Raw genomic sequence first — 21,634 nt, 5'->3', positions numbered from 1 at the left:
CGAGATGTACCAGAAAATGAGGAAGTTGCTGCGCCGGGACGCGGGAATGGTCACGTCCGAGTACGCGATGGGGATCATCGCCGCCGTCGGGTTCGCGGCGGTTCTCTATGCGGTCGTGACCAGCGGGCAGGTCAGCGCGGAGCTCCAGAACATCGTGAAACGAGCCCTCAGTGCGCGGATGTGAGCCGGGACGCGGGACCGACCGCGGGTTCGTGACCGCGGAGGCGGCCGTGGTGCTGCCGGTGCTGGTGGCGTTCACGATGGCGCTGGTGTGGGGGCTGCTCGTGGTGGCCGCCCAGATCCGGTGCGTGGACGCCGCCCGCACCGGGGCGCGGGCCGCCGCGCGGCAGGACGCCGAGGACGCGGTGGTCGCCGTGACGAAGCAGGCGGCTCCGGAAGGAGCGAGGGTGACCGTCGGCCGGGAGGGCGACCGGGTGCGGGTGACGGTGGTGGCGAGGCCGCCGGTGCTGAACGGGTTGCCGTTCGAGGTGCGGGAGTCGGCGGTGGCGTTGGCTGAGGAGGCCGGGCCGTGAAACACCGGTATGCGGACCGGGGGTCCGCCACCGTCTGGAGCGTGGGGGCGATCGCCGTCCTGTGTGTGGTGTTCGGCGTCGTGCTCGGGCTGGGACAGGCCGTCGTGGTCCGGCATCGCACGGCCGGTGGTGCCGATATGGCGGCGCTCGCGGCGGCGGACCACTGGGCGGAGGGAACCGCGGCGGCCTGTGCCCGGGCGGACCGCGTCGCACGAGCACAGGGCACCCCGCTGACACGGTGCGTGATCGTGGGCGACGTCTCGGATGTGACGGCGGCGTCGGGTGGTGGGCCGTTCACGGCAGAGGTCCGGGCCAGAGCGGGCCCCTCCGCCGCTAGCCCTCCTCCGGTTTCTCCTCCGGTGCCCCCTTCAGCAGCACCGTGAGGAGCCGCACCGCGCCCCTCTTGTGCAACGGATCGTTCCCGTTCCCGCACTTGGGCGACTGGATGCAGGAGGGGCACCCCGCGTCGCACTCACACGCGGCGATCGCCTCCCGGGTGGCCGTGAGCCACGCGCGGGCCGTGTGGAACGCACGCTCCGCGAAGCCCGCGCCGCCCGGGTGGCCGTCGTAGACGAAGACCGTAGGCAGGAGCGTGTCGGGGTGCAGGGGGATCGACACGCCGCCGATGTCCCAGCGGTCGCAGGTCGCGAAGAGCGGGAGCAGGCCGATGGAGGCGTGTTCGGCGGCGTGCAGGGCGCCGCCGAGGATCTCCGGGCTGATCCGGGCCTCGTCGAGCTGGTCCTCGGTGACGGTCCACCACACCGCTCGGGTACGCAGGGTTCGAGGAGGGAGGTCGAGTTTCGTCTCGCCCAGCACCTCGCCGGTGATGAGCCGGCGGCGGAGGAAGGAGACCACCTGGTTGGTCACTTCGACGGAGCCGTAGCAGAGGCGGCCGTCGCCCCAGGGGACCTCGATGTCGGTGTCCAGGACGGAGATGGCCGTGGTGTCGCGGGCCACCGTGGAGTACGGCGGCTCGGCCTGTTCGACCAGCGCGACCGAGTCCTCCAGGTCCAGGGAGCGCACGAGGTAGGTGCGGCCCTGGTGAAGGTGGACCGCGCCCTCGTGGACCGTGGAGTGCGCGGCGCTCGCGTCCACCGTGCCGAGCAGACGGCCCGTGCCCGCCTCGACGACCTGCACCGGGCGGCCGCCCTCGCCGCGGATGTCGGTCAGCTCGGCGGCCCGCTCCCGCCGGGTCCAGTGCCAGGCCTTGGTACGGCGGCGCAGCAGTTTTGCGGCCTCCAGCTGCGGCAGCAGCTCCTCGCAGGCGGGACCGAACAGGTCGAGGTCGTCGTCGGTGAGCGGGATCTCGGCCGCGGCGGCGCACAGGTGCGGGGCCAGGACGTACGGGTTGTCGGGGTCGAGGACCGTCGATTCCACCGGTTGGTCGAACAGGGCCTCCGGATGATGGACGAGGAAGGTGTCCAGCGGGTCGTCGCGGGCGACCAGGACGGCGAGGGCGCCCTGCCCGGAGCGGCCCGCGCGGCCCGCCTGCTGCCACACAGAGGCCCTCGTACCCGGGTACCCGGCGATCAGTACGGCGTCCAGTCCGGAAACGTCCACGCCCAGCTCCAGGGCCGTGGTGGCGGCAAGTCCGAGGAGTTCCCCGGAGTGCAGGGCGCGTTCCAGGGCGCGCCGCTCCTCGGGGAGGTAGCCACCGCGATAGGCCGCGACACGCCGGGCCAGGGAACGGTCGACCTCGGCCAGCCGTTCCTGGGCGATGACGGCGATCAGTTCGGCGCCGCGCCGGGAGCGCACGAAGGCGACCGACCGCACGCCCTGCACGGCGAGGTCGGTCAGCAGATCGGCGGTCTCGGCGGTGGCGGTACGGCGGACCGGGGCGCCCTTCTCGCCGTGCAGCTCGGTCAGCGGGGGCTCCCAGAGGGCGAAGACCAGCTCGCCGCGCGGGGAGGCGTCGTCGGCGATCTCCACTACCGGCAGGCCGGTGAGCCGGCGGGCGGCGACGGCCGGCTCGGCGGCGGTCGCGGAGGCCAGCAGGAAGACGGGGGAGGCGCCGTAGCGGGCGCACAGACGGCGCAGCCGACGCAGCACCTGGGCGACGTGCGAGCCGAAGACACCCCGGTAGGTGTGGCACTCGTCGACGACGACGTACTTCAGGGATTTCAGGAAGGAGGACCAGCGGGGATGCCCGGGAAGTATCCCGCGGTGCAGCATGTCCGGATTGGTGAGCACGTAGTTGGCGTACTGGCGGATCCATTCCCGTTCCTCGTACGGGGTGTCGCCGTCGTACACCGCGGGGCGCACCGCGGTGCCCAGCGGTTGTGAAAGTTCCTTCACCGATCGGCACTGATCTGCCGCGAGTGCCTTGGTGGGCGCCAGGTAGAGGGCGGTGGCGCCGCGGCCGTTGGGCGCCTCGGAGCCTTCCAGGAGGGTGGAGAGGACCGGCACGAGATAGGCCAGGGACTTGCCGGAGGCGGTGCCGGTGGCGACCACCACCGAATCGCCGTCCAGGGCGTGCTCGGCGGCCAGGGCCTGGTGCTCCCAGGGATGCTCGATGCCGCACGCCTGCACCGCCGCGACGACCTCCGAACGAATCCGGTCAGGCCAGACGGCATGCCGACCCGCGCGCGGGGGCAAGTGCTCCGTATGAGTGATGCGCGAAGCCCGGCTCGGCCCGGAGGCGAGCCGGTCCAGGACCGTCCCCGGAGAGAACCCGGACGCGGCCGGAGCCGAGGGTCGATCGGATCGGTGATTTATGGCCATCGGGACCGAGTGTGTCACTGGCGTGACGGACAATGGGGCCAAGGCGTCGTGCACGCCTGCCGGTAAGTGATTGAATGCCATCGCGGCTGGCGTACCGTCCCGGGGGCCGCAAGACGAAGTGTCCCAAGGGGCGACCCGCTCGATAGCAAGGTGCTGGAGGATCCGTGGACCTGTCCCTGTCGACCCGTACCGTCGGCGATCGCACGGTCGTCGAGGTCGGTGGCGAAATCGACGTATATACCGCGCCCAAGTTGCGCGAGCAGTTGGTCGAGCTGGTGAACGACGGGAATTTCCACCTCGTCGTTGACATGGAGGGCGTGGACTTCCTCGACTCCACCGGGCTCGGCGTGCTGGTCGGCGGCCTGAAGCGGGTGCGTGCCCATGAGGGCTCGCTGCGCCTGGTCTGCAACCAGGAGCGCATTTTGAAGATCTTCCGCATCACCGGTCTCACCAAGGTGTTCCCGATCCACACCTCGGTCGAGGAAGCGGTGGCGGCCACCGACTGATCCGGGGCCGGCCGACGTCTCCCGGACCGCCGATCGGTCCGCGCCGTCCGGCCGGCCTCCGACACGGGCGCGTACAGAGCCGTACGCATGCCCGTGTCACCCCCGCCCGCTCGGGCTCGCGTGCCCGTGCAGGCAGCCGTTCGCGGGCCACAGGCCCGCAGCGGACGCAAGTCATCGGGGGGCCGGGTTTTCGGCGGCCCGGCCCCCTACCGCACGCCCGTAGCTCCGAGGGGGACGTATGGCCACCGTTGAACTCCGCTTCAGCGCGCTGCCCGAGCACGTCCGCACCGCCCGACTGGTGGCGGCCGCGGTGGCACGCAGGGCCGGAGTGGACGAGGCCGTCCTGGACGAGGTCCGGCTGGCCGTTGGCGAGGCCTGTTCCCGCGCCGTGGGTCTGCACCAGAGCGCCGGCATCACCGAGCCGGTGCGGGTGGCGCTGATCGAGGAGGAGAAACAGTTCTCCATCGAGGTCGGCGACGATGCGCCCCGTTCGGTTCCCGTCGACCGGGCGACCGGTGCGGCGCCGGACGCGGACGTGGAGACCGAGGAGGACGAGATGGGCCTCGCGGTCATCAGCGGTCTCGTCGACGACGTGGAGGTCACCGCCGGGGAGAACGGCGGCCTGATCCGCATGACCTGGCCGACCACCCCGCCTGGAGTCGCGCTCACCTGAGAGTCACCCGATCATGAGAAGGGCCCTCCTGAGCAGGGCCCTTCTTGTTATTTTCCGGCGGATGTCATCCGGTCGCCGAATTAGTGAAGGAATTCACGATCAATGCCCGGGAAGATCGCCCGATAATTTGATCAAGGGCTAAATGCGCCCGATGTGATCGTCAATGCTTTTAGGGCGTTACCACTTTCGGGTTCGTCGGAGTGGCCTCGATCATTTGCTGAAGAGCACGAGAAGGCCAATTCCGTTTACCGTCCCCTGTTGAGATCACTCGGGGGTACCTACAATCCGTCCACATCTTGAGCTCAGCCCAAGCGTCAAGGAGGACGAATGGCGGGGCTTCCTACCCCTCATCAGTTGGGCCACCACACAACCTTCGCGGCCGCGGTCCTGACCGACGACAACCGGGTCCTGGTGGCGGTGATCGCCGCTGTGGCGCTGGCCGCGCTCGTGGTCGCCTGGATCCTGGTGCGCCAGGTGCTCGCGGCCGGCGAAGGCACCGACAGCATGAAGAAGATCGCAGCGGCGGTCCAGGAAGGTGCGAACGCCTATCTGGCCCGGCAACTGCGCACCCTTGGCGTATTCGCCGTCGTGGTGTTCTTCCTGCTCCTGCTGCTGCCCGCGGACGACTGGAATCAACGCGCAGGCCGATCGATCTTCTTCTTGATCGGCGCGGCGTTCTCGGCGGCCACCGGCTATATCGGCATGTGGCTCGCCGTACGCAGCAATGTCCGCGTCGCCGCGGCGGCCCGGGAAGCCACCCCGGCCGAAGGCGAACCGGAAAAGGATCTCACCACCGTCTCGCACAAGGCCATGAAGATCGCTTTCCGCACGGGCGGCGTCGTCGGCATGTTCACGGTGGGGCTCGGCCTGCTCGGCGCCTCCTGTGTGGTGCTGGTGTACGCGGCCGACGCGCCTAAGGTGCTCGAAGGCTTCGGACTCGGCGCCGCCCTGATCGCCATGTTCATGCGTGTCGGCGGCGGCATCTTCACCAAGGCCGCCGACGTCGGCGCCGACCTGGTCGGCAAGGTCGAAAAGGGCATTCCGGAGGACGACCCGCGCAATGCCGCGACCATCGCCGACAACGTGGGCGACAACGTCGGAGACTGCGCGGGCATGGCGGCCGACCTCTTCGAGTCGTACGCCGTGACCCTGGTCGCCGCGCTGATCCTCGGCAAGGCGGCCTTCGGCGACGCGGGTCTCGCCTTCCCGCTCCTGGTGCCGGCGATCGGTGTGCTCACCGCCATGATCGGCATCTTCGCGGTCGCCCCGCGCCGGAGCGACCGCAGCGGCATGAGCGCCATCAACCGCGGCTTCTTCATCTCCGCGGTGATCTCGCTCGCGCTGGTCGCGATCGCGGTCTTCGTGTACCTGCCGGGGAAGTACGCCGATCTCGACGGCATCTCCGACGCGGCCATCAGGGCCAAGGACGGCGATCCGCGGATCCTCGCGCTCGTCGCGGTCGCCATCGGCATCCTGCTGGCGGCCGTCATCCAGCAGCTGACCGGCTACTTCACCGAGACCAATCGGCGTCCGGTCATGGACATCGGCAAGTCCTCGCTGACCGGCCCGGCCACCGTGGTCCTCGCCGGTATCTCGATCGGCCTCGAATCGGCCGTCTACACCGCCCTGTTGATCGGCCTCGGCGTCTACGGGGCGTTCCTGCTCGGCGGTACGTCGATCATGCTGGCGCTGTTCGCGGTGGCGCTGGCCGGCACCGGCCTGCTCACCACGGTGGGTGTGATCGTCGCCATGGACACCTTCGGGCCGGTCTCCGACAACGCCCAGGGCATCGCCGAGATGTCCGGCGACGTCGAGGGCGCGGGCGCGCAGGTGCTCACCAACCTGGACGCCGTCGGCAACACCACCAAGGCCATCACCAAGGGCATCGCCATCGCCACCGCCGTCCTCGCGGCGTCGGCGCTCTTCGGGTCCTACCGGGACGCGATCACCACGAACGTGCAGGACGTGGGGGCGCAACTGACCGGTACGGGCGCGCCGTTGAGCCTGTCGATGGACATCTCGCAGCCCAACAACCTCGTCGGCCTCATCGCCGGCGCGGCGGTCGTCTTCCTCTTCTCCGGACTCGCCATCAACGCGGTGTCGAGGTCGGCGGGTTCGGTGGTCTACGAGGTGCGGCGGCAGTTCCGCGAGCACCCCGGGATCATGGACTACACGGAGACGCCCGAGTACGGCAAGGTCGTCGACATCTGCACCAAGGACGCCTTGCGAGAGCTCACCACGCCGGGTCTGCTCGCCGTGATGGCGCCGATCTTCATCGGGTTCACGCTCGGCGTGGGCGCGCTCGGCTCGTTCCTCGCGGGCGCGATCGGCGCGGGCACCCTGATGGCCGTCTTCCTGGCCAACTCGGGCGGTGCCTGGGACAACGCCAAGAAGCTCGTCGAGGACGGCCACCACGGCGGCAAGGGCAGCGAGGCCCACGCCGCCACGGTGATCGGCGACACGGTCGGCGACCCCTTCAAGGACACCGCGGGACCCGCGATCAACCCGCTGCTCAAGGTCATGAACCTGGTCTCGCTGCTCATCGCACCAGCGGTGATCAAGTTCTCGTACGGCCACGACAAGAGCATCGGCATCCGGATCCTGATCGCGATCCTTGCGCTCGTCGTGATCGTCGGCGCGGTGTACATCTCCAAGCGGCGCGGTATCACCGTCGGCGACGACGAGGACGGCGCCGAACGAGTGGCCAAGTCAGCGGACCCCGCGGTGGTTTCGTAGGCGGTCTTACGGCGAACGCCGGGGCTCTCGCGAGGGGGTCCCGGCAACGACCGGGCGGACGGCGCGTGTTGACGCGTCGTCCGCCCTTTCGTGTGCCGGTGTGCCGTCCGTTTCGTGGCCGTGTGCACCGTCTCGCCGTGAGGCTTCTCTCGCGGGTGCAAACCTTCCTAAAACCGTACTTAGTGGGTGCCGCTCGTGGGGGTGTGGTCCGTTCGCCGTGTAGATTCCGGGAGCCGAGGGCCATGGAAGGGACCGATCCGGTGAACAAGAAGCTCGCGGCCGCACTGTCCGGCGGTGCGGTACTGGTAGTGGCACTGTCCGGGTGCAGCGGCAACAAGGGCACCGACCCCAAGCTGATCGCCTGGGCCAAGACCGTGTGCGACGCGGTGCCGGCGCAGGACGCGAAGATCAAGGCGGCCAACGAGGCCATCGCGCAGACGGCCTCGGACACCACGAGCTCGCCCGCGACCATCCAGAAGACCGACTCCCAGGCCTTCCAGGACATGGCCGACGGCTACAAGGCGCTCGCCGCGGCCATCAGCAGCGCCGGCGCGCCCCCCGGGGTCGGCGACGGCGCCAAGCGCCAGCAGGACGTCGTCAAGAACCTCAACAGCCTCTCCGCGTCCTATGCAGCCCTGAAGAAGAAGGTCGACGCGCTCAACACCAAGGACCAGGCGAAGTTCGCCTCCGGTCTGCACGACGTCGCCTCCCAGATGGCGCACCTGGAGACGCAGAACAAAAGCGGCACCGCGGCGCTGCAGGCCCTGGAGCAGGGCGAGGTCAAAAACGCGATCGCCGAGCAGGCCAGCTGCAAGAAGGTCTCCGTGACGTCGTCGGCCTCGTCGACCGCGAGCTGACGGCGCCGGCCACCGCGAGCTGAGGCGGGGTCCGGAAGCGCGCGCGGGCCACAATGGAGGGCGTGACTGACTCCGGCCTCGCCACCCTGCCCGCCTCCGACCGCCCCGACGTCGCCGCGCGGCTGCGCACCGCCCTGCTGGGCGCCTCCTTCACCGCCGACGGGCTCCTGGAACTGCTCGGCGCGCCCGCGTACGCGGCGCTGGCCCGCAGCGAGACCGTGCCCGCCCTCCGGGCCACCCGCGGGGACACACCGCTGGAGACGCTCGTCCGGCTGTTCCTGCTCCAGCAGCCCGTGCCGCACGCGCGCGTGGCCGACGTGCTGCCCGTCGACGACCTTCTGGAGAGCGGCTGGCTGATCCGCGCGCGCGGCGACGAGGTCGCGGCCGCCGTGGACGTACGGCCGTACGGCGGGCCCGACGGCGAGGACTGGTTCATCGTCTCCGACCTCGGCTGCGCGGTCGGCGGCGTCGGCGGCATCGGGCAGCGCCACGAGGGTGTCGTCCTGGGCGTCGGCGGCGCGTCCATGACGCTGGCCGGCATCACCGTCCGTACGCCCGTCTCCGCCGCCCTCGACCTCGGCACCGGCTCCGGCATCCAGGCCCTGCACGCCGCCCAGCACGCCACGCGGGTGACGGCGACCGACCTCAACCCGCGCGCGCTGCACATCACGGCGCTCACGCTGGCGCTGTCCGGCGCCCCGGCGGCCGACCTGCGCGAGGGCTCGCTGTTCGAGCCGGTCAAGGACGGGGAGACGTACGACCTCATCGTCTCGAACCCGCCGTTCGTGATCTCGCCGGGAGCCCGGCTGACGTACCGGGACGGCGGGATGAGCGGGGACGATCTGTGCCGCTCGCTCGTTCAACAGGCCGGGGAGCGGCTGGCCGAGGGCGGGTTCGCGCAGTTCCTCGCCAACTGGCAGCACGTCGCGGGGGAGGACTGGCAGGACAGGGTCAGGTCGTGGGTGCCGCGGGGCTGCGACGCGTGGATCGTGCAGCGCGAGGTGCAGGACGTGAACCAGTACGCCGAGCTGTGGCTCAGGGACTCCGGCGACCACCGCGGGGACTCGGTGGAGTACCAGGCGCGCTACGACGCGTGGCTCGACGAGTTCGAGGCGCGCAAGGTGAAGGGGGTGGGCTTCGGCTGGATCACGCTGCGAAAGACGGGCACCGCCGTGCCCTCGATCACCGCGGAGGAGTGGCCGCATCCGATCGAACAGCCGCTCGGCGAAACGATCCGCGCGCACTTCGACCGCCTCGACTATCTCCGTGACCACGACGACGCGGATCTGCTCGAAGACCACTTCAGGCTCGCCGTCGAGGTGGTCCAGGAGCAGGTCGGGCTGCCCGGCGCCGAGGACCCGGAGCACGTGGTGCTGCGCCAGCACCGCGGGATGCGCCGCGCGACCAAGGTGGACACGGTCGGCGCCGGGTTCGCCGGCGTGTGCGACGGCAGGCTGAGCGCGGGGCGGATTCTCGACGCCATCGCCCAGCTGATGGGCGAGGACCCGGTGTTGCTGCGCGACCGCACGCCCGCGCAGATCCGGCTGCTGGTGGAGCAGGGGTTCCTGGAGCCGGCGAGCTGACGGACCGGGCTGACGGACCGGGCTGACGGACCGGGCGGGCGGGCGGCGGAGCGGCTCCGCCGCACGCTGCGGTCCGGGGCTGGTCCGCGTGTGGACACGCCGTGAGAAGAAAAAGGCCGGAAAAATGTGGCCGGGATGTTCGCCCCGTAGTCCGTCGGTCGTATGTTCGAGATTGTTACGGGAGCCCCGTTCACCCCGATTTCGCCCGCCTGCCTCCCGTCCGCCGTCCGTACGTGTCAGTCTCCCGGCGCTGGGCATTCACGGACGGCAGGGAAGGGGCGCCGCGGGCCATGGAGAACGGGCCGGCGATCTTCGGGGGCATGGTGTTCGCCCTGTTCGGAGGCGCGCTGCTGGTGTGGACCGGCATTCGGGTCCGTCGTGGCGAACCGGTCGCCCAGGGTGTGAGTCAGGTCGCATCGGCGACCCTCGCGAGTGTCGCCGCGGTGGTCTCCCTGAGCCTCGGGGTGTACTGCCTGACCCGCATGTGAGGATGCCCATCCGGTAATCGCAGCATCACGCTCCGGACAGGGCCGGAAGAGCGGCCAGGGACTCCGGGCGGCAGGAATGGCGGTAGTCGGGTTACCGTTCGAGTGGCCGTTGTGGGCTTTTCCCGTTTGACACGGGGGCGGGATGTACCGTCACACTCCGCAGCGTCACCAAGTGAGCGGGCATCCGTGTCCGTGCCGCGACCCCGGGAACAAGGCCTGGGGAGGCCCCAGCGTCGACCGGAGAGAAGAGCGAAGTTGTCCCCGACCAGCGAGACCGCACAGGGCGGCCGCCGACTCGTCATCGTCGAGTCGCCTGCCAAGGCGAAGACGATCAAGGGCTATCTGGGCCCCGGATACGTCGTCGAAGCGAGCGTCGGGCACATCCGTGACCTTCCCAACGGCGCCGCGGAGGTGCCCGAGAAGTACACCGGCGAGGTCCGGCGGCTCGGCGTGGACGTCGAGCACGACTTCCAGCCCATCTATGTGATCAACGCGGACAAGAGGGCCCAGGTCAAGAAGCTCAAGGACCTGCTGAAGGACTCCGACGAGCTCTTCCTCGCCACCGATGAGGACCGCGAGGGCGAGGCGATCGCCTGGCACCTCCAGGAGGTCCTCAAGCCGAAGATCCCCGTCAAGCGGATGGTCTTCCACGAGATCACCAAGGACGCGATCCGCGAGGCCGTCGCCAACCCGCGCGACCTCAACCAGAAGCTCGTCGACGCCCAGGAGACCCGCCGTATCCTCGACCGCCTCTACGGCTACGAGGTCTCGCCGGTCCTGTGGAAGAAGGTCATGCCGCGCCTGTCGGCCGGCCGTGTCCAGTCCGTCGCGACCCGGCTCGTGGTCGAGCGGGAACGCGACCGCATCGCGTTTCGCTCCGCTGACTACTGGGACCTGACGGGCACCTTCGCGACCGGCCGCGCGGGCGATCCGTCGGACCCGTCGTCGCTCGTCGCCCGTCTGCAGGCCGTCGACGGCAGGCGAGTCGCCCAGGGCCGTGACTTCGACTCGCTCGGGCAACTCAAGAGCGCGAACATCCTCCACCTCGACGAGGCGAACGCCCGCGCCCTCGCCGCCGGCCTGGAGAACACCCGGTTCTCGGTCCGCTCGGTCGAGTCCAAGCCGTACCGTCGCTCGCCGTACGCCCCCTTCCGTACGACGACGCTGCAGCAGGAGGCCAGCCGCAAGCTCGGCTTCGGCGCCAAGGCCACCATGCAGGTCGCGCAGAAGCTGTACGAGAACGGCTACATCACGTACATGCGTACGGACTCCACGACGCTGAGCGACACCGCGGTCTCGGCCGCCCGCGCCCAGGTCACGCAGCTGTACGGCGCCGACTACCTGCCGTCGTCCCCGCGCGTGTACGCCGGGAAGGTCAAGAACGCCCAGGAGGCGCACGAGGCGATCCGCCCCTCGGGTGATCGTTTCCGCACCCCGGCGGAGACCGGGCTGACCGGCGACCAGTTCAGGCTCTACGAGCTGATCTGGAAGCGGACCGTCGCCTCCCAGATGAAGGACGCGACCGGCAACAGCGTCACCGTGAAGATCGGTGGCAGCGCCGCCGACGGCCGGGACGTCGAGTTGAGCGCCTCCGGCAAGACGATCACCTTCCACGGCTTCCTGAAGGCCTACGTCGAGGGCGCCGACGACCCGAACGCCGAGCTGGACGACCGCGAGCGCCGGCTGCCCCAGGTCAGCGAGGGTGACGCGCTCTCCGCCGAGGAGATCACGGTCGACGGGCACTCCACCAAGCCCCCGGCCCGCTACACCGAGGCCTCGCTGGTCAAGGAACTGGAAGAGCGCGAGATCGGCCGCCCGTCGACCTACGCGTCGATCATCGGCACGATCCTCGACCGCGGCTATGTCTTCAAGAAGGGCACGGCCCTCGTGCCGTCCTTCCTCTCCTTCGCCGTGGTCAACCTGCTGGAGAAGCACTTCGGCCGGCTGGTCGACTACGACTTCACCGCCAGGATGGAGGACGACCTCGACCGCATCGCGGCCGGTCAGGCACAGGCCGTGCCGTGGCTGCGGCGCTTCTACTTCGGCGAGGGCACCGCGACGGGCGGTGCGGCCGACGCCGGCAACGGCGACGGCGACCACCTCGGCGGCCTCAAGGAGCTGGTGACCGACCTGGGCGCGATCGACGCGCGCGAGGTCTCGTCGTTCCCCGTGGGCAACGACATCGTGCTGCGGGTCGGCCGCTACGGCCCCTACGTCGAGCGCGGCGAGAAGGACTCCGAGGGCCACCAGCGCGCGGACGTGCCCGAGGACCTGGCCCCCGACGAGCTGTCCGTCGAGCTCGCGGAGGAGCTGCTCGCGAAGCCGAGCGGTGACTTCGAGCTGGGCGCCGACCCGGAGACCGGCCACCAGATCATCGCCCGTGACGGCCGCTACGGCCCCTACGTCACCGAGGTGCTCCCCGAGGGCACCCCGAAGACCGGCAAGAACGCCGTCAAGCCGCGTACGGCCTCGCTGTTCAAGTCGATGTCGCTGGACACGGTCACGCTTGAGGACGCGCTCAAGCTGATGTCCCTCCCGCGCGTCGTCGGCACCGACGCCGACGGCCAGGAGATCACCGCGCAGAACGGGCGCTACGGGCCGTACCTGAAGAAGGGCACGGACTCGCGCTCGCTCACCTCCGAGGACCAGCTCTTCACGATCACCCTCGAAGAGGCGCTGGCGATCTACGCCCAGCCCAAGCAGCGGGGCCGGGCCGCCGCCAAGCCGCCGCTGAAGGAGCTGGGCGTTGACCCGGTCAGCGAGAAGCCGGTCGTGGTGAAGGACGGCCGCTTCGGGCCGTACGTCACCGACGGGGAGACCAACGCGACCCTGCGCTCCGGCGACAGCGTCGAGGAGATCACCCCGGAGCGCGGCTTCGAGTTGCTCGCCGAGAAGCGGGCGAAGGCGCCCGCCAAGAAGACGGCGAAGAAGGCGCCCGCGAAGAAGACGGCTGCCGCCAAGAAGGCCGCGCCCGCCAAGAAGACGGCTGCCAAGAAGACCGCCGCCAAGACGACGACTGCCGCGAAGAAGACGCCGGCCAAGAAGACGGCTGCCAAGAAGGCGACGGCTTCCAGGGCGGCCGCGGAGGACTGAGCCACCCTCAGGTGCTCAGCCGGCCACACCGGTTCATACCCGCTACACCGGTTCATACCGGCTTCGCATGACGAACCCCCCGGCATCAACTTGGTGTCGGGGTGTGCGTACCTGTGGACGGCCGCGCCTGGCTGTCGGTGGCTGCCGATAGGCTGAAAGCATGACGCCAGCCGAGCAGCCAACGGCCCCCCAGACAGAACCGGACGACGCGCTGGTAGCGGATTCCCGCGAACGCGCCGTCCGCTCACTGCTGCGCCGCCCCGAGCTGAGGCGGTTGTGGAGCGCCCAGCTCGTCAGCGGTGTCGGCGACACGCTGGCGCTCCTTGTGCTTGTCGTGCTCACGCTCCAAGCGGCGATCACGCAGGGTTCGTTCGGCGGTGGCTACCGCGGTGCGGCCTTCGCGGTGGCGACCGTCTTCGGGGCGCGCATCCTGGCCACCCTGCTCTTCGGCGCGGTACTGCTGGGCCCGCTGACCACGCTGACCACGCTGACCGCTCAGGACGGCCCGCTGGACCGCCGCTGGACCATGGTCGGCGCCGACGGCCTGCGCGCGGTCCTGCTGATCATCGCGCCCCTGTGGATCGACTGGACGCAGAACGCCCCGGCGCTGCTTCTGGTGACGGCCTTCGTCACCGGAGTCACCGAGCGCTTCTGGACGGTCTGCCGGGAGAGCGCGGCCCCCGCACTGCTGCCCGCCCCGCCCCCGGAGGGCGCGACGGTACGACCGCTGCCCGACCACCTGGACGCACTGCGCCGCCTGTCGCTGCGTACGACCTTCCTGGCGGTCCCGCTCGCGGCCGCCGCGCTCGTCGTCGCCTCCCTGATCAACAACCTGCTGGGCACGGGCATCGAGTGGTTCGCCCAGCACCAGGCGGCCCTCGCGTCGTATGTGGCGGCGGGTCTGTTCGCCGCCTCCCTCTCGGTGCTGGTCTACCTGGAGGTGCCCGGCACAAGCACCCCCCGCGCGCGGTCGCCGCTGCAGGGCCTGCGCCGTCCCAAGACCGGCACCGACACCGACCGGGGCCGTACCGGCGCCATCCCGCTGCTGGTGACCGCCTGCGCCGCCGTCGCCGGTGCGATCTCCGCCGCGGTCGCCGTCTCCGTGCTGCACGCCAAGGACCTCGGCGGCGGCCCGGTGCTCTACGGCATGCTGGTGCTCGCGCTGACCGGCGGCGTCGCCGTCGGCATCCGTACGGCCCCTTCGCTGCTGCCGACGCTCTCCCGCCGCCGGCTGCTGTCACTGGCCATCGCCTTCACGGGGATCGCACTGCTCGCCGCCGGCCTGGTCCCGGACGTCACCACCGTGGTGCTGATCGTCGCGCTGGCCGGCATCGGCGCGGGTGTGGCCGCCAACACCGGGCACACCCTGCTCGACCAGGAGACCGAGGACTACCGCAAGGCCCGCACCACCGGGCATCTGCACGCGGTGGTCCGGGTCGCCATAGCGCTCGGCGCGCTGATCGCGCCCCTGGTGGCCGCGCTGATCGGACCGCACCGGCTGGACAACGGCAAGTTCGTGTTCGCGCACGGCGGCGCCGCGTTCACGCTGATGCTGGTCGGCGCGCTGCTGCTGCCGGTGGCCGCGCTGGTGCTGGCCAAGGTCGACGACCGCGCGGGCGTACCGCTCCGCCACGATCTGCGGGACGCGCTGCTCGGCGGCGACGACCCGGCGCAGGCACCCACGACCAACGGTTTCTTCATCGCCCTTGAGGGCGGCGACGGCGCCGGGAAGTCCACCCAGGCCGAGGCCCTCGCCGAGTGGATCCGCGCCAAGGGCCACGAGGTCGTGCTCACCCGCGAGCCGGGCGCCACCCCGGTCGGCAAGCGGCTGCGCTCGATCCTCCTGGACGTCTCGTCCGCCGGTCTGTCACACCGCGCGGAGGCACTGCTGTACGCCGCCGACCGCGCGGAGCACGTCGACACCGTCGTCCGGCCCGCCCTGGAGCGCGGTGCGGTCGTCATCTCCGACCGGTACATCGACTCCTCCGTCGCCTACCAGGGCGCCGGCCGCGACCTGTCCCCGACCGAGGTCGCCCGCATCAACCGCTGGGCGACCGCCGGGCTGGTCCCGCATCTGACGGTCCTGCTGGACGTGGAGCCGGAGACCGCCCGCGAGCGGTTCACCGAGGCACCCGACCGGCTGGAGTCCGAGCCCGCCGAGTTCCACGCGCGCGTACGGGCCGGCTTCCTGACGCTGGCCGCCTCCGACCCCGGCCGCTACCTGGTCGTCGACGCCGGCCAGGAGCCCGAGTCGGTGACCACCGTCATCCGGGCCCGGCTCGACACCGTGCTGCCGCTGTCCGAGGCCGAGATCAAGGCCGCCGAGGAGGCCCGCAAGGCCGCCGAGGAAGAGGCCCGCCGCAAGGCCGAGGAAGAGGCCGCGCGCAAGGCCGAGGAGGAGCGCCAGGAGCGGGAGCGCCAGGAGCGGCTCGCCAAACTCCGTGCCGAGGAGGAGGAGCGCAAGCGCCGCGAGCTGGAGGAGGCGCAGCGCCGCGAGGCCGAACGGCAGGCGGAGGAGGCCCGGCTGCGCGCCGAGGAGGCCCGCAGGCGTGCCGAGGAGGAGCAGGCCCGGCTGCTCGCCGAGGAGAAGGCCCGCGCGGAGGCGGAGTCCCGCCGCAAGGTCGAGGAGGAGCGGCGCCGCAAGCAGGCCGAGGAGGAGGCCCGGCTGCACGCCGAGGCCGAGGAACGGCGCCTGGAGAAGCAGCGCAAGGCCGAGGAGGCCCTGCTCAAGGCCGAGCAGGCGCGGCGCGCCGCGGCGGAGGCGGCGGCAGCGGCCGACATGGCCGCCCGGCAGTCCTCCGCGCCGCGGCCGACGGCGCCCGGTGTCACCCCGGAGGCGACGACCCTGCCGACGCCGGTCGTGAGGCCGGACGACGAGCCTCCGGCGGCGCCGACGCGCGCGGCGGACGGGACGACGGTGCTGCGCCCGGTTCGTGCGGACCGCGAGCCCGCGGCCCAGGAGCCCGAATCCGAGGTGACGGCGCAACTGCCGCAGCCGCCGGCGGGCGCGTCCGACGAGACGGCGGTGCTGCCTCCGGTGGTGCCGGGGGCCGCGGATGAGACCGCGGTGCTGCCCCCCGTTGGTGCGTCCGACGAGACCGCGGTGCTGCCCCCCGTTGGTGCGTCCGACGAGACCGCGGTGCTGCCCCCCGTTGGTGCGTCCGACGAGACGGCGTTGCTGCCTCCGGTGTCCGGCGACGCCCCGGCGGACCGGGTGCCGTCCGGCTACTTCCGGGACGAGCGGTCCGGCGGGAGCCCCGACGGTTCCGACGACCGCACGCGTGAGCTGCCGCAGGTCGACGACGAGGGTACGGCCCGGCGCGACCGCCCCCGGCCCGACTGGGCCGAGGAGACCCCGCTGGACGACCTGCCCTCACTTGCGGACGAGCTGCTGGGGTCGTACGAGGACGAGGAGTTCGGTGACGAGCGGGGCCGCCGGGGTCGCGGGCGGCGCGGCTGAATCGTGAGGGTGCGGGGGCGGTGCGGGCCGGGGGACGGGCCGGCGCCGCCCCTGTCTCGTCTCCGGCACCCGCCCTCGTTGTCAGTGGGCGCCCGCACAATGGAGGCCGGACCACGGAAGTGGTGGACTCCGGATCAGGACGCATCACGGACGGAAGGGCGGCGTGACCCATGACCGTATGGGACGACCTCGTCGGGCAGGAGCGGGTGAGTGAGGTGCTCACCGCCGCCGCCCGGGACGCCGATGCCCTAGTCACCGCCGCCGCGGCCGACCAGCCGCTGCCGGAGACGTCGAAGATGACCCACGCCTGGCTGTTCACGGGCCCGCCCGGCGCCGGCCGGAACCAGACGGCACGGGCCTTCGCCGCCGCCCTCCAGTGCGTGAGCCCCGACCGCGCCCTCGGCGGAGCCCCCGGCTGCGGCTTCTGCGACGGCTGCCACACCGCGCTGATCGGCACCCACGCGGATGTCACCACGGTCGCCGCCGTCGGCTCCGAGATCCTGGTCAAGGACATGCGCGACACGGTCCGCAAGTCCTACACGTCCCCGGCGACCGGCCGCTGGCAGATCATCCTCGTCGAGGACGCCGAGCGGCTGAACGAGAAGTCGGCCAACGCCGTCCTCAAGGCCGTCGAGGAGCCCGCCCCCCGCACGGTCTGGCTGCTGTGCGCGCCGTCGGTCGAGGACGTGCTGCCCACGATCCGCTCCCGCTGCCGTCACCTGAACCTCAGCACCCCCTCGGTGGAGGCGGTCGCCGACATGCTCGTACGGCGCGAGGGCATCGAGCCCGAAGTGGCCGCGGCGGCGGCCCGCGCCACCCAGGGGCATGTCGACCGGGCCCGCCGGCTGGCCACAGATCCGGCCGCCCGTGCGCGCCGGGCCGCCGTGCTGAAGCTGCCGTTGCGGCTCGACGAGATCGGCGCATGTCTGAAGGCCGCCCAGGAGCTGGTGGACGCGGCGGCGGAGGACTCCAAGCAGCTCGCCGAGGAGATGGACGGCAAGGAGACCGAGGAGCTGAAGGCGGCGCTCGGCGCGGCCCAGGGCGGGCGGCTGCCGCGCGGCACGGCGGGTGTGATGAAGGACCTGGAGGACATGCAGAAGCGCCGTCGCACCAGAACCCAGCGGGACAGCCTCGACGTCGCCCTCACCGACCTCACCGGCTTCTACCGTGACGTCCTCGCCCTCCAGCTGGGCTCCAGGGTCGCGATCGCCAACGGGGACGCCGAGGACGCCCTGGATCGGCTGGCCCGCGCTGGCTCGCCGGAGTCCACGCTGCGCCGGATCGAGGCCATCGCCGCCTGCCGGGACGCCCTCGACCGCAATGTGGCGCCGCTGCTGGCGGTGGAGGCGATGACGATGGCGCTCAGAGCGGGCTGAGCGGGCGGAGCGGGCCCTCCGGGGGCCCGGCGGATATGCCGGATGGCGGACCGGGGACGGCGGTCCACGGTCGGTGTGGTTGACCGGGGTCACCCGTACGAGCCACAGTCAACACACACCGCACGTAGATCATCTCCCAGCGTTACGCTCGATTGATGCACACCAGGCGAACCCTCCGCCGTACCCGGACTCGGCCTCAGACTCAGACCCGGACTCGCAGCAGCGCCCTGACCGCGGCGGCTCTGCTGTCGGCCGCCGCCCTGCTCGTCTCCGCCTGCTCCTCCTTCGGGAGCGCGTCGACATCGGCCTCGGCCGGCACCGCCCAGCTGGCCGCTCTGCCCCGCGCGACCCCGTCCGCGCTGGCGCCGTACTACGACCAGAAGCTCAGCTGGCGCAGCTGCGGCGCCCCCGGCTTCCAGTGCGCGACGATGAAGGCCCCGCTCGAGTACGCCAAGCCCGGCGCGGGTGACGTCCGGCTGGCGGTCGCCCGGAAGAAGGCGACAGGCAAGGCGAAGCCGCTCGGTTCGTTGCTGGTCAACCCGGGTGGCCCGGGCGGCTCGGCGGTGGACTACCTCCAGCAGTACGCCGGCATCGGCTACCCCGCCGAGGTGCGGGCGCGCTATGAAATGGTCGCGATGGACCCGCGCGGGGTCGCCCGCAGCGAGCCCGTCGAGTGCCTGAACGGGCGGCAGATGGACGCGTACACCGAGACCGACGTGACGCCCGACGACCAGAAGGAGACGGACCAACTCGTCGGGGAGTACAAGAAGTTCGCGGAGGCGTGCGGGGCGCACTCGGCGCAGCTGCTGCGCCATGTGTCCACCGTCGACTCGTCGCGTGACATGGACATCCTGCGGGCGGTGCTCGGCGACCAGAAGCTGAACTACGTGGGGGCGTCGTACGGGACGTTCCTCGGCGCGACCTACGCGGGGCTGTTCCCGGAGCGAGTCGGCCGGATGGTCCTGGATGGTGCGATGGACCCGTCCCTGTCCGCGCGCCAGATGAACCTGGAGCAGACGGCGGGATTCGAGACGGCCTTCCAGTCCTTCGCGAAGGACTGTGCGAAGCGCACCGACTGCCCGCTCGGCGACAAGGGCAGCACGCCGACGCAGATCGCCGACAACCTGAAGACGTTCTTCCAGAAGCTCGACGCGCACCCGATCCCGACCGGCGACGCGGACGGCCGCAAGCTCACCGAGTCCCTCGGTACGACCGGCGTGATCGCGGCGATGTACGACCAGGCGGAGTGGGAGCGACTGCGTGAGGCGCTGCACGCGGCGACGAAGGAGAACGACGGCGCGGGACTGCTCGCCCTCTCCGACAGCTACTACGAGCGCGGCCCCGACGGCCGTTACTCGAACCTGATGTTCGCCAACGCCGCGGTGAACTGCCTCGACCTACCGCCCGCCTTCACCAGCCCCGAGCAGGTCGAGAAGGCGCTGCCCGAGTTCGAGAAGGCGTCGCCGGTGTTCGGGGCCAACCTGGCGTGGGCCTCGCTGAACTGCGCGTACTGGCCGGTGAGGGCCACGGGGGAGCCGCACCGCATCGAGGCGAAGGGCGCCGCCCCGATCGTCGTGGTCGGCACCACCCGCGACCCGGCGACGCCGTACCCCTGGGCCCGGTCCCTGGCCCGCCAGCTCACCTCGGCCCGTCTCCTCACCTACGTCGGCGACGGCCACACCGCGTACGGCCGGGGCAGCACCTGCATCGACTCGGCGATCGACACCTACCTCCTCAAAGGCACCCCGCCGGCGAAGGGAAAGCGCTGCTCATAGCCCTTGCCGCCCGCTCCGGAGCCCCCGCGCCGGGGCGGGTACGGAGCACCCCCGGAAACTGTGTAGACTTTCGGACGTCGCCGAACGCACCATGAGTGCGGACAGCGCGCCGCCTTAGCTCAGATGGCCAGAGCAACGCACTCGTAATGCGTAGGTCTCGGGTTCGAATCCCGAAGGCGGCTCTACCGGAACCCCAGCCCAGAGCGAATCCGAGCTGGGGTTTTTCGTTCAGTGGATGCGGCGACGCCGCCGCGCACGGGCCGCGCGGGTGTCGGCGGTCTCAGTTTTGGTCTCAGTGGGGCCCGGACGGCACCCTGTCGGTGCGGGTACGAAGAACTCGCCCATGCGCCGCATGGCGTCCCTGGACAGGTGCGATCTGCCCTTTACGTACCGGCGAGTCTGGCTGATCTGGGTGCCGCAGGATCTCCATGATCGTGGGCATGTCCACGCCCAGCTCGTTCAGGATCGTGCCCGCCGTGTGACGGCTCCCGTCGTACAGCCGGCGGTCATCGATCCCGGCTTCCTTGAGCAGCTCCTTGAACGGGACTGTCCTAAAGATTGTGTATGCCCCGGTGTGACCCAGATGGCATGAGGTGTGGCCTCTGCCGGGAAGGATCACCGATGGGGATCAAGGACAAGTCACCCCGCGAGAGCACCGTACGGACGGGGGCTGAGTTGGCGAGAGCGGCCGAACTGGACCGGGACATGGCCGAGCAGCTGGTGGAGCGGGCCCGGCGTGAGGGGCTGAATCTGATGGGCGAGGGCGGGCTGTTGTCCGGCCTGGTCAAGCTGGTTCTGGAGGGCGCGCTTGAGGCTGAGATGAGTGAACACCTCGGCTACGAGGAGGGGGACAAGACCGGGGCGGGCTCGGGGAATTCGCGCAACGGGACTTCACGCCGAGCGCGTCCAAGCGTCACAACCGTCTGGCCCGGATTCCGGTGAACGCGCTGGATGAGGCTGCGGGACCGGAGTGGAACGCCAATACGCACTTCGATGTGCGGTTGCAGGATGTTCCGCTGACCAACCGTCGTCCGGATGTGGTGGTGTACCGCGCGGACACGATCGACGTCACGCCGACGCGTCAGGAGCATGTGCTGCTGGTGTTGATGGAAGTGTCTCGCCGGGTTCGGAGACCACGGACCGGATCGTGAAGGTCGACGAGCACCCGGTCGGCGATATGGATCCTCCCGTCCTGCGTCAGGTACAGAGACGACGAAATACCCTGCTCAGCCGGCACCTTGCAGGTCGGCTGAGCAGGGCATTCACTGGATGGGCTGGGCGAGCAGCCCCCGCAGTCGGCCGAGGGCGCGCTGCCGCAGCGGGCCAAGTGACCCGCGCGGCAGCCCGAGCAGTTGGCTGGCCTTGTCGTAGCTCGGTGGTGGATCGGCCATCAGGACGCCCAGCAGTTCTTGGTCACGGCTGGGCAACCGGCGGAAAGCGGCCAGGACTTCGGAGGCGTCGGCACGCCGCAGCGCCTGCTCGTCGGGATGTTCCGCCTCTCGTGCACAGGTGTCGAACAGAGAACTGTCGCCGACCGGAACGAGACGCTGATTGCGGTCGATGTGCTTGAGACACTCCCGGCGGGCTGTTGTCGCGAGCCAGGCCGCCACTTGCTTGCGGTCGCGCAGTTGCGGAAGGTACTGAACGGCCCGCAGCCACGTCAGTTGGTAGACGTCCTGGCAATCGGCGGCGGAGAGGCGATGCGAGCGGGCGATCGTCCACACCAGCGGTGTGAAGTGGTCGACGAGCCGGACCCAAGCCTGCTGATCCCCTCGCAGGCAAGTGGTCACCAGTTCGGCCACGTCGGCGTCAGCAGGTGCAGTATGTGCCACG

General features: G+C 70.8%; 15 protein-coding genes, 1 tRNA gene and 3 pseudogenes. 16 read left to right on the top strand and 3 right to left on the bottom strand.

The window, feature by feature from the left end:
- The first annotated feature begins 4 nt into the window (after positions 1 to 4).
- Genes ABZ396_RS20890 through ABZ396_RS20880 form a run of 3 tightly spaced genes read left to right on the top strand, consistent with a single transcriptional unit; the run spans position 5 to position 916 of the window.
- Positions 5 to 184: a DUF4244 domain-containing protein gene (locus ABZ396_RS20890; protein ID WP_358917824.1), complete on the top strand. Its 180-nt coding sequence runs from the start codon at positions 5 to 7 to the stop codon at positions 182 to 184.
- A 28-nt stretch (positions 185 to 212) separates the two neighbouring features.
- On the top strand, positions 213 to 533 hold the full coding sequence (locus ABZ396_RS20885; RefSeq protein WP_358917826.1) for a TadE family type IV pilus minor pilin: 321 nt from the start codon (positions 213 to 215) through the stop codon (positions 531 to 533).
- Positions 530 to 916 (top strand): Rv3654c family TadE-like protein, encoded by a 387-nt coding sequence (locus ABZ396_RS20880; protein ID WP_358917828.1) that lies wholly within the window; start codon positions 530 to 532, stop codon positions 914 to 916. Before ABZ396_RS20885 ends, ABZ396_RS20880 begins: the two co-directional genes overlap by 4 nt.
- On the opposite strand, the gene ABZ396_RS20875 is transcribed toward ABZ396_RS20880, so the two are convergent.
- A complete protein-coding gene (locus ABZ396_RS20875) occupies positions 867 to 3,335 on the bottom strand; it encodes a DEAD/DEAH box helicase (protein WP_358917829.1) in 2,469 nt (822 codons plus the stop codon). The two genes, ABZ396_RS20880 and ABZ396_RS20875, sit on opposite strands and share 50 nt — an antisense overlap.
- An 83-nt stretch (positions 3,336 to 3,418) precedes the next feature.
- Here ABZ396_RS20875 and bldG point away from each other — a divergent pair, with 83 nt between their 5' ends.
- The 11 genes from bldG (at position 3,419) to ABZ396_RS20820 (ending at position 19,983) form a co-directional block, all read left to right on the top strand.
- Positions 3,419 to 3,760 (top strand): anti-sigma factor antagonist BldG, encoded by a 342-nt coding sequence (bldG, locus tag ABZ396_RS20870; RefSeq protein ID WP_010986038.1) that lies wholly within the window; start codon positions 3,419 to 3,421, stop codon positions 3,758 to 3,760.
- A 238-nt stretch (positions 3,761 to 3,998) separates the two neighbouring features.
- Entirely contained in the window at positions 3,999 to 4,433 is a 435-nt protein-coding gene (locus tag ABZ396_RS20865) for an ATP-binding protein (RefSeq protein WP_358917830.1), read from the top strand.
- 327 nt (positions 4,434 to 4,760) lie between these two features.
- Positions 4,761 to 7,169 (top strand): sodium-translocating pyrophosphatase, encoded by a 2,409-nt coding sequence (locus tag ABZ396_RS20860; RefSeq protein WP_358917832.1) that lies wholly within the window; start codon positions 4,761 to 4,763, stop codon positions 7,167 to 7,169.
- A 242-nt stretch (positions 7,170 to 7,411) separates the two neighbouring features.
- Positions 7,412 to 8,026 (top strand): small secreted protein, encoded by a 615-nt coding sequence (locus tag ABZ396_RS20855; protein ID WP_358917833.1) that lies wholly within the window; start codon positions 7,412 to 7,414, stop codon positions 8,024 to 8,026.
- Positions 8,027 to 8,079: 53 nt separating this feature from the next.
- Entirely contained in the window at positions 8,080 to 9,609 is a 1,530-nt protein-coding gene (locus tag ABZ396_RS20850) for a class I SAM-dependent methyltransferase (RefSeq protein WP_358917835.1), read from the top strand.
- 290 nt (positions 9,610 to 9,899) lie between these two features.
- The gene (locus ABZ396_RS20845) at positions 9,900 to 10,097 is read left to right on the top strand and encodes a hypothetical protein (RefSeq protein WP_358917837.1); all 198 of its coding nucleotides are present in this window, start codon (positions 9,900 to 9,902) and stop codon (positions 10,095 to 10,097) included.
- A 255-nt stretch (positions 10,098 to 10,352) separates the two neighbouring features.
- Positions 10,353 to 13,190: a type I DNA topoisomerase gene (gene topA, locus ABZ396_RS20840; protein WP_358917839.1), complete on the top strand. Its 2,838-nt coding sequence runs from the start codon at positions 10,353 to 10,355 to the stop codon at positions 13,188 to 13,190.
- 160 nt (positions 13,191 to 13,350) lie between these two features.
- Positions 13,351 to 16,650, top strand: coding sequence for a dTMP kinase (gene tmk, locus ABZ396_RS20835; protein WP_358917841.1), 3,300 nt, complete (start codon positions 13,351 to 13,353; stop codon positions 16,648 to 16,650).
- Between the two features lie 170 nt (positions 16,651 to 16,820).
- Positions 16,821 to 18,026, top strand: a complete 1,206-nt coding sequence (locus ABZ396_RS20830; protein WP_358917843.1) for a DNA polymerase III subunit delta' — start codon at positions 16,821 to 16,823, stop codon at positions 18,024 to 18,026.
- A gap of 155 nt (positions 18,027 to 18,181) precedes the next feature.
- Positions 18,182 to 19,801 (top strand): alpha/beta hydrolase, encoded by a 1,620-nt coding sequence (locus ABZ396_RS20825; protein WP_358917845.1) that lies wholly within the window; start codon positions 18,182 to 18,184, stop codon positions 19,799 to 19,801.
- Between the two features lie 108 nt (positions 19,802 to 19,909).
- Positions 19,910 to 19,983, top strand: a tRNA-Thr gene (locus ABZ396_RS20820).
- 46 nt (positions 19,984 to 20,029) lie between these two features.
- On the opposite strand, the pseudogene ABZ396_RS20815 reads toward ABZ396_RS20820, so the two are convergent.
- Positions 20,030 to 20,342: pseudogene (locus ABZ396_RS20815) on the bottom strand (tyrosine-type recombinase/integrase); the annotation flags it as partial.
- Positions 20,343 to 20,506: 164 nt separating this feature from the next.
- Between ABZ396_RS20815 and ABZ396_RS20810 the strand changes: the two are divergent.
- Both ABZ396_RS20810 and ABZ396_RS20805 read left to right on the top strand, forming a co-directional pair.
- Positions 20,507 to 20,695: pseudogene (locus ABZ396_RS20810) on the top strand (transposase); the annotation flags it as partial.
- Positions 20,695 to 20,966: pseudogene (locus tag ABZ396_RS20805) on the top strand (Uma2 family endonuclease); the annotation flags it as partial. The pseudogenes ABZ396_RS20810 and ABZ396_RS20805, both read left to right, overlap by 1 nt.
- A 97-nt stretch (positions 20,967 to 21,063) precedes the next feature.
- Here ABZ396_RS20805 and ABZ396_RS20800 read toward each other — a convergent pair.
- Positions 21,064 to 21,603: a sigma-70 family RNA polymerase sigma factor gene (locus ABZ396_RS20800; RefSeq protein WP_358917847.1), complete on the bottom strand. Its 540-nt coding sequence runs from the start codon at positions 21,601 to 21,603 to the stop codon at positions 21,064 to 21,066.
- Between the last annotated feature and the right edge of the window lie 31 nt (positions 21,604 to 21,634).

This window comes from Streptomyces sp. NPDC005866 (assembly GCF_040629895.1).
Lineage (GTDB): Bacteria > Actinomycetota > Actinomycetes > Streptomycetales > Streptomycetaceae > Streptomyces.
Note: the sequence above shows the minus strand (reverse complement) of the source record. Positions and strands in the feature narration are given on the sequence as shown.

Bases quoted from the DNA above. Each gene is read 5' to 3' on its own strand.
- ABZ396_RS20860 (WP_358917832.1), top strand. From the start codon at position 4,761: ATGGCGGGGCTTCCTACCCCTCATCAGTTGGGCCACCACACAACCTTC.
- ABZ396_RS20875 (WP_358917829.1), bottom strand. From the start codon at position 3,335: ATGGCATTCAATCACTTACCGGCAGGCGTGCACGACGCCTTGGCCCCA.
- ABZ396_RS20825 (WP_358917845.1), top strand. From the start codon at position 18,182: ATGCACACCAGGCGAACCCTCCGCCGTACCCGGACTCGGCCTCAGACT.
- ABZ396_RS20830 (WP_358917843.1), top strand. From the start codon at position 16,821: ATGACCGTATGGGACGACCTCGTCGGGCAGGAGCGGGTGAGTGAGGTG.
- ABZ396_RS20850 (WP_358917835.1), top strand. From the start codon at position 8,080: ATGGAGGGCGTGACTGACTCCGGCCTCGCCACCCTGCCCGCCTCCGAC.
- ABZ396_RS20845 (WP_358917837.1), top strand. From the start codon at position 9,900: ATGGAGAACGGGCCGGCGATCTTCGGGGGCATGGTGTTCGCCCTGTTC.
- ABZ396_RS20865 (WP_358917830.1), top strand. From the start codon at position 3,999: ATGGCCACCGTTGAACTCCGCTTCAGCGCGCTGCCCGAGCACGTCCGC.
- ABZ396_RS20890 (WP_358917824.1), top strand. From the start codon at position 5: ATGTACCAGAAAATGAGGAAGTTGCTGCGCCGGGACGCGGGAATGGTC.
- ABZ396_RS20855 (WP_358917833.1), top strand. From the start codon at position 7,412: ATGGAAGGGACCGATCCGGTGAACAAGAAGCTCGCGGCCGCACTGTCC.
- tmk (WP_358917841.1), top strand. From the start codon at position 13,351: ATGACGCCAGCCGAGCAGCCAACGGCCCCCCAGACAGAACCGGACGAC.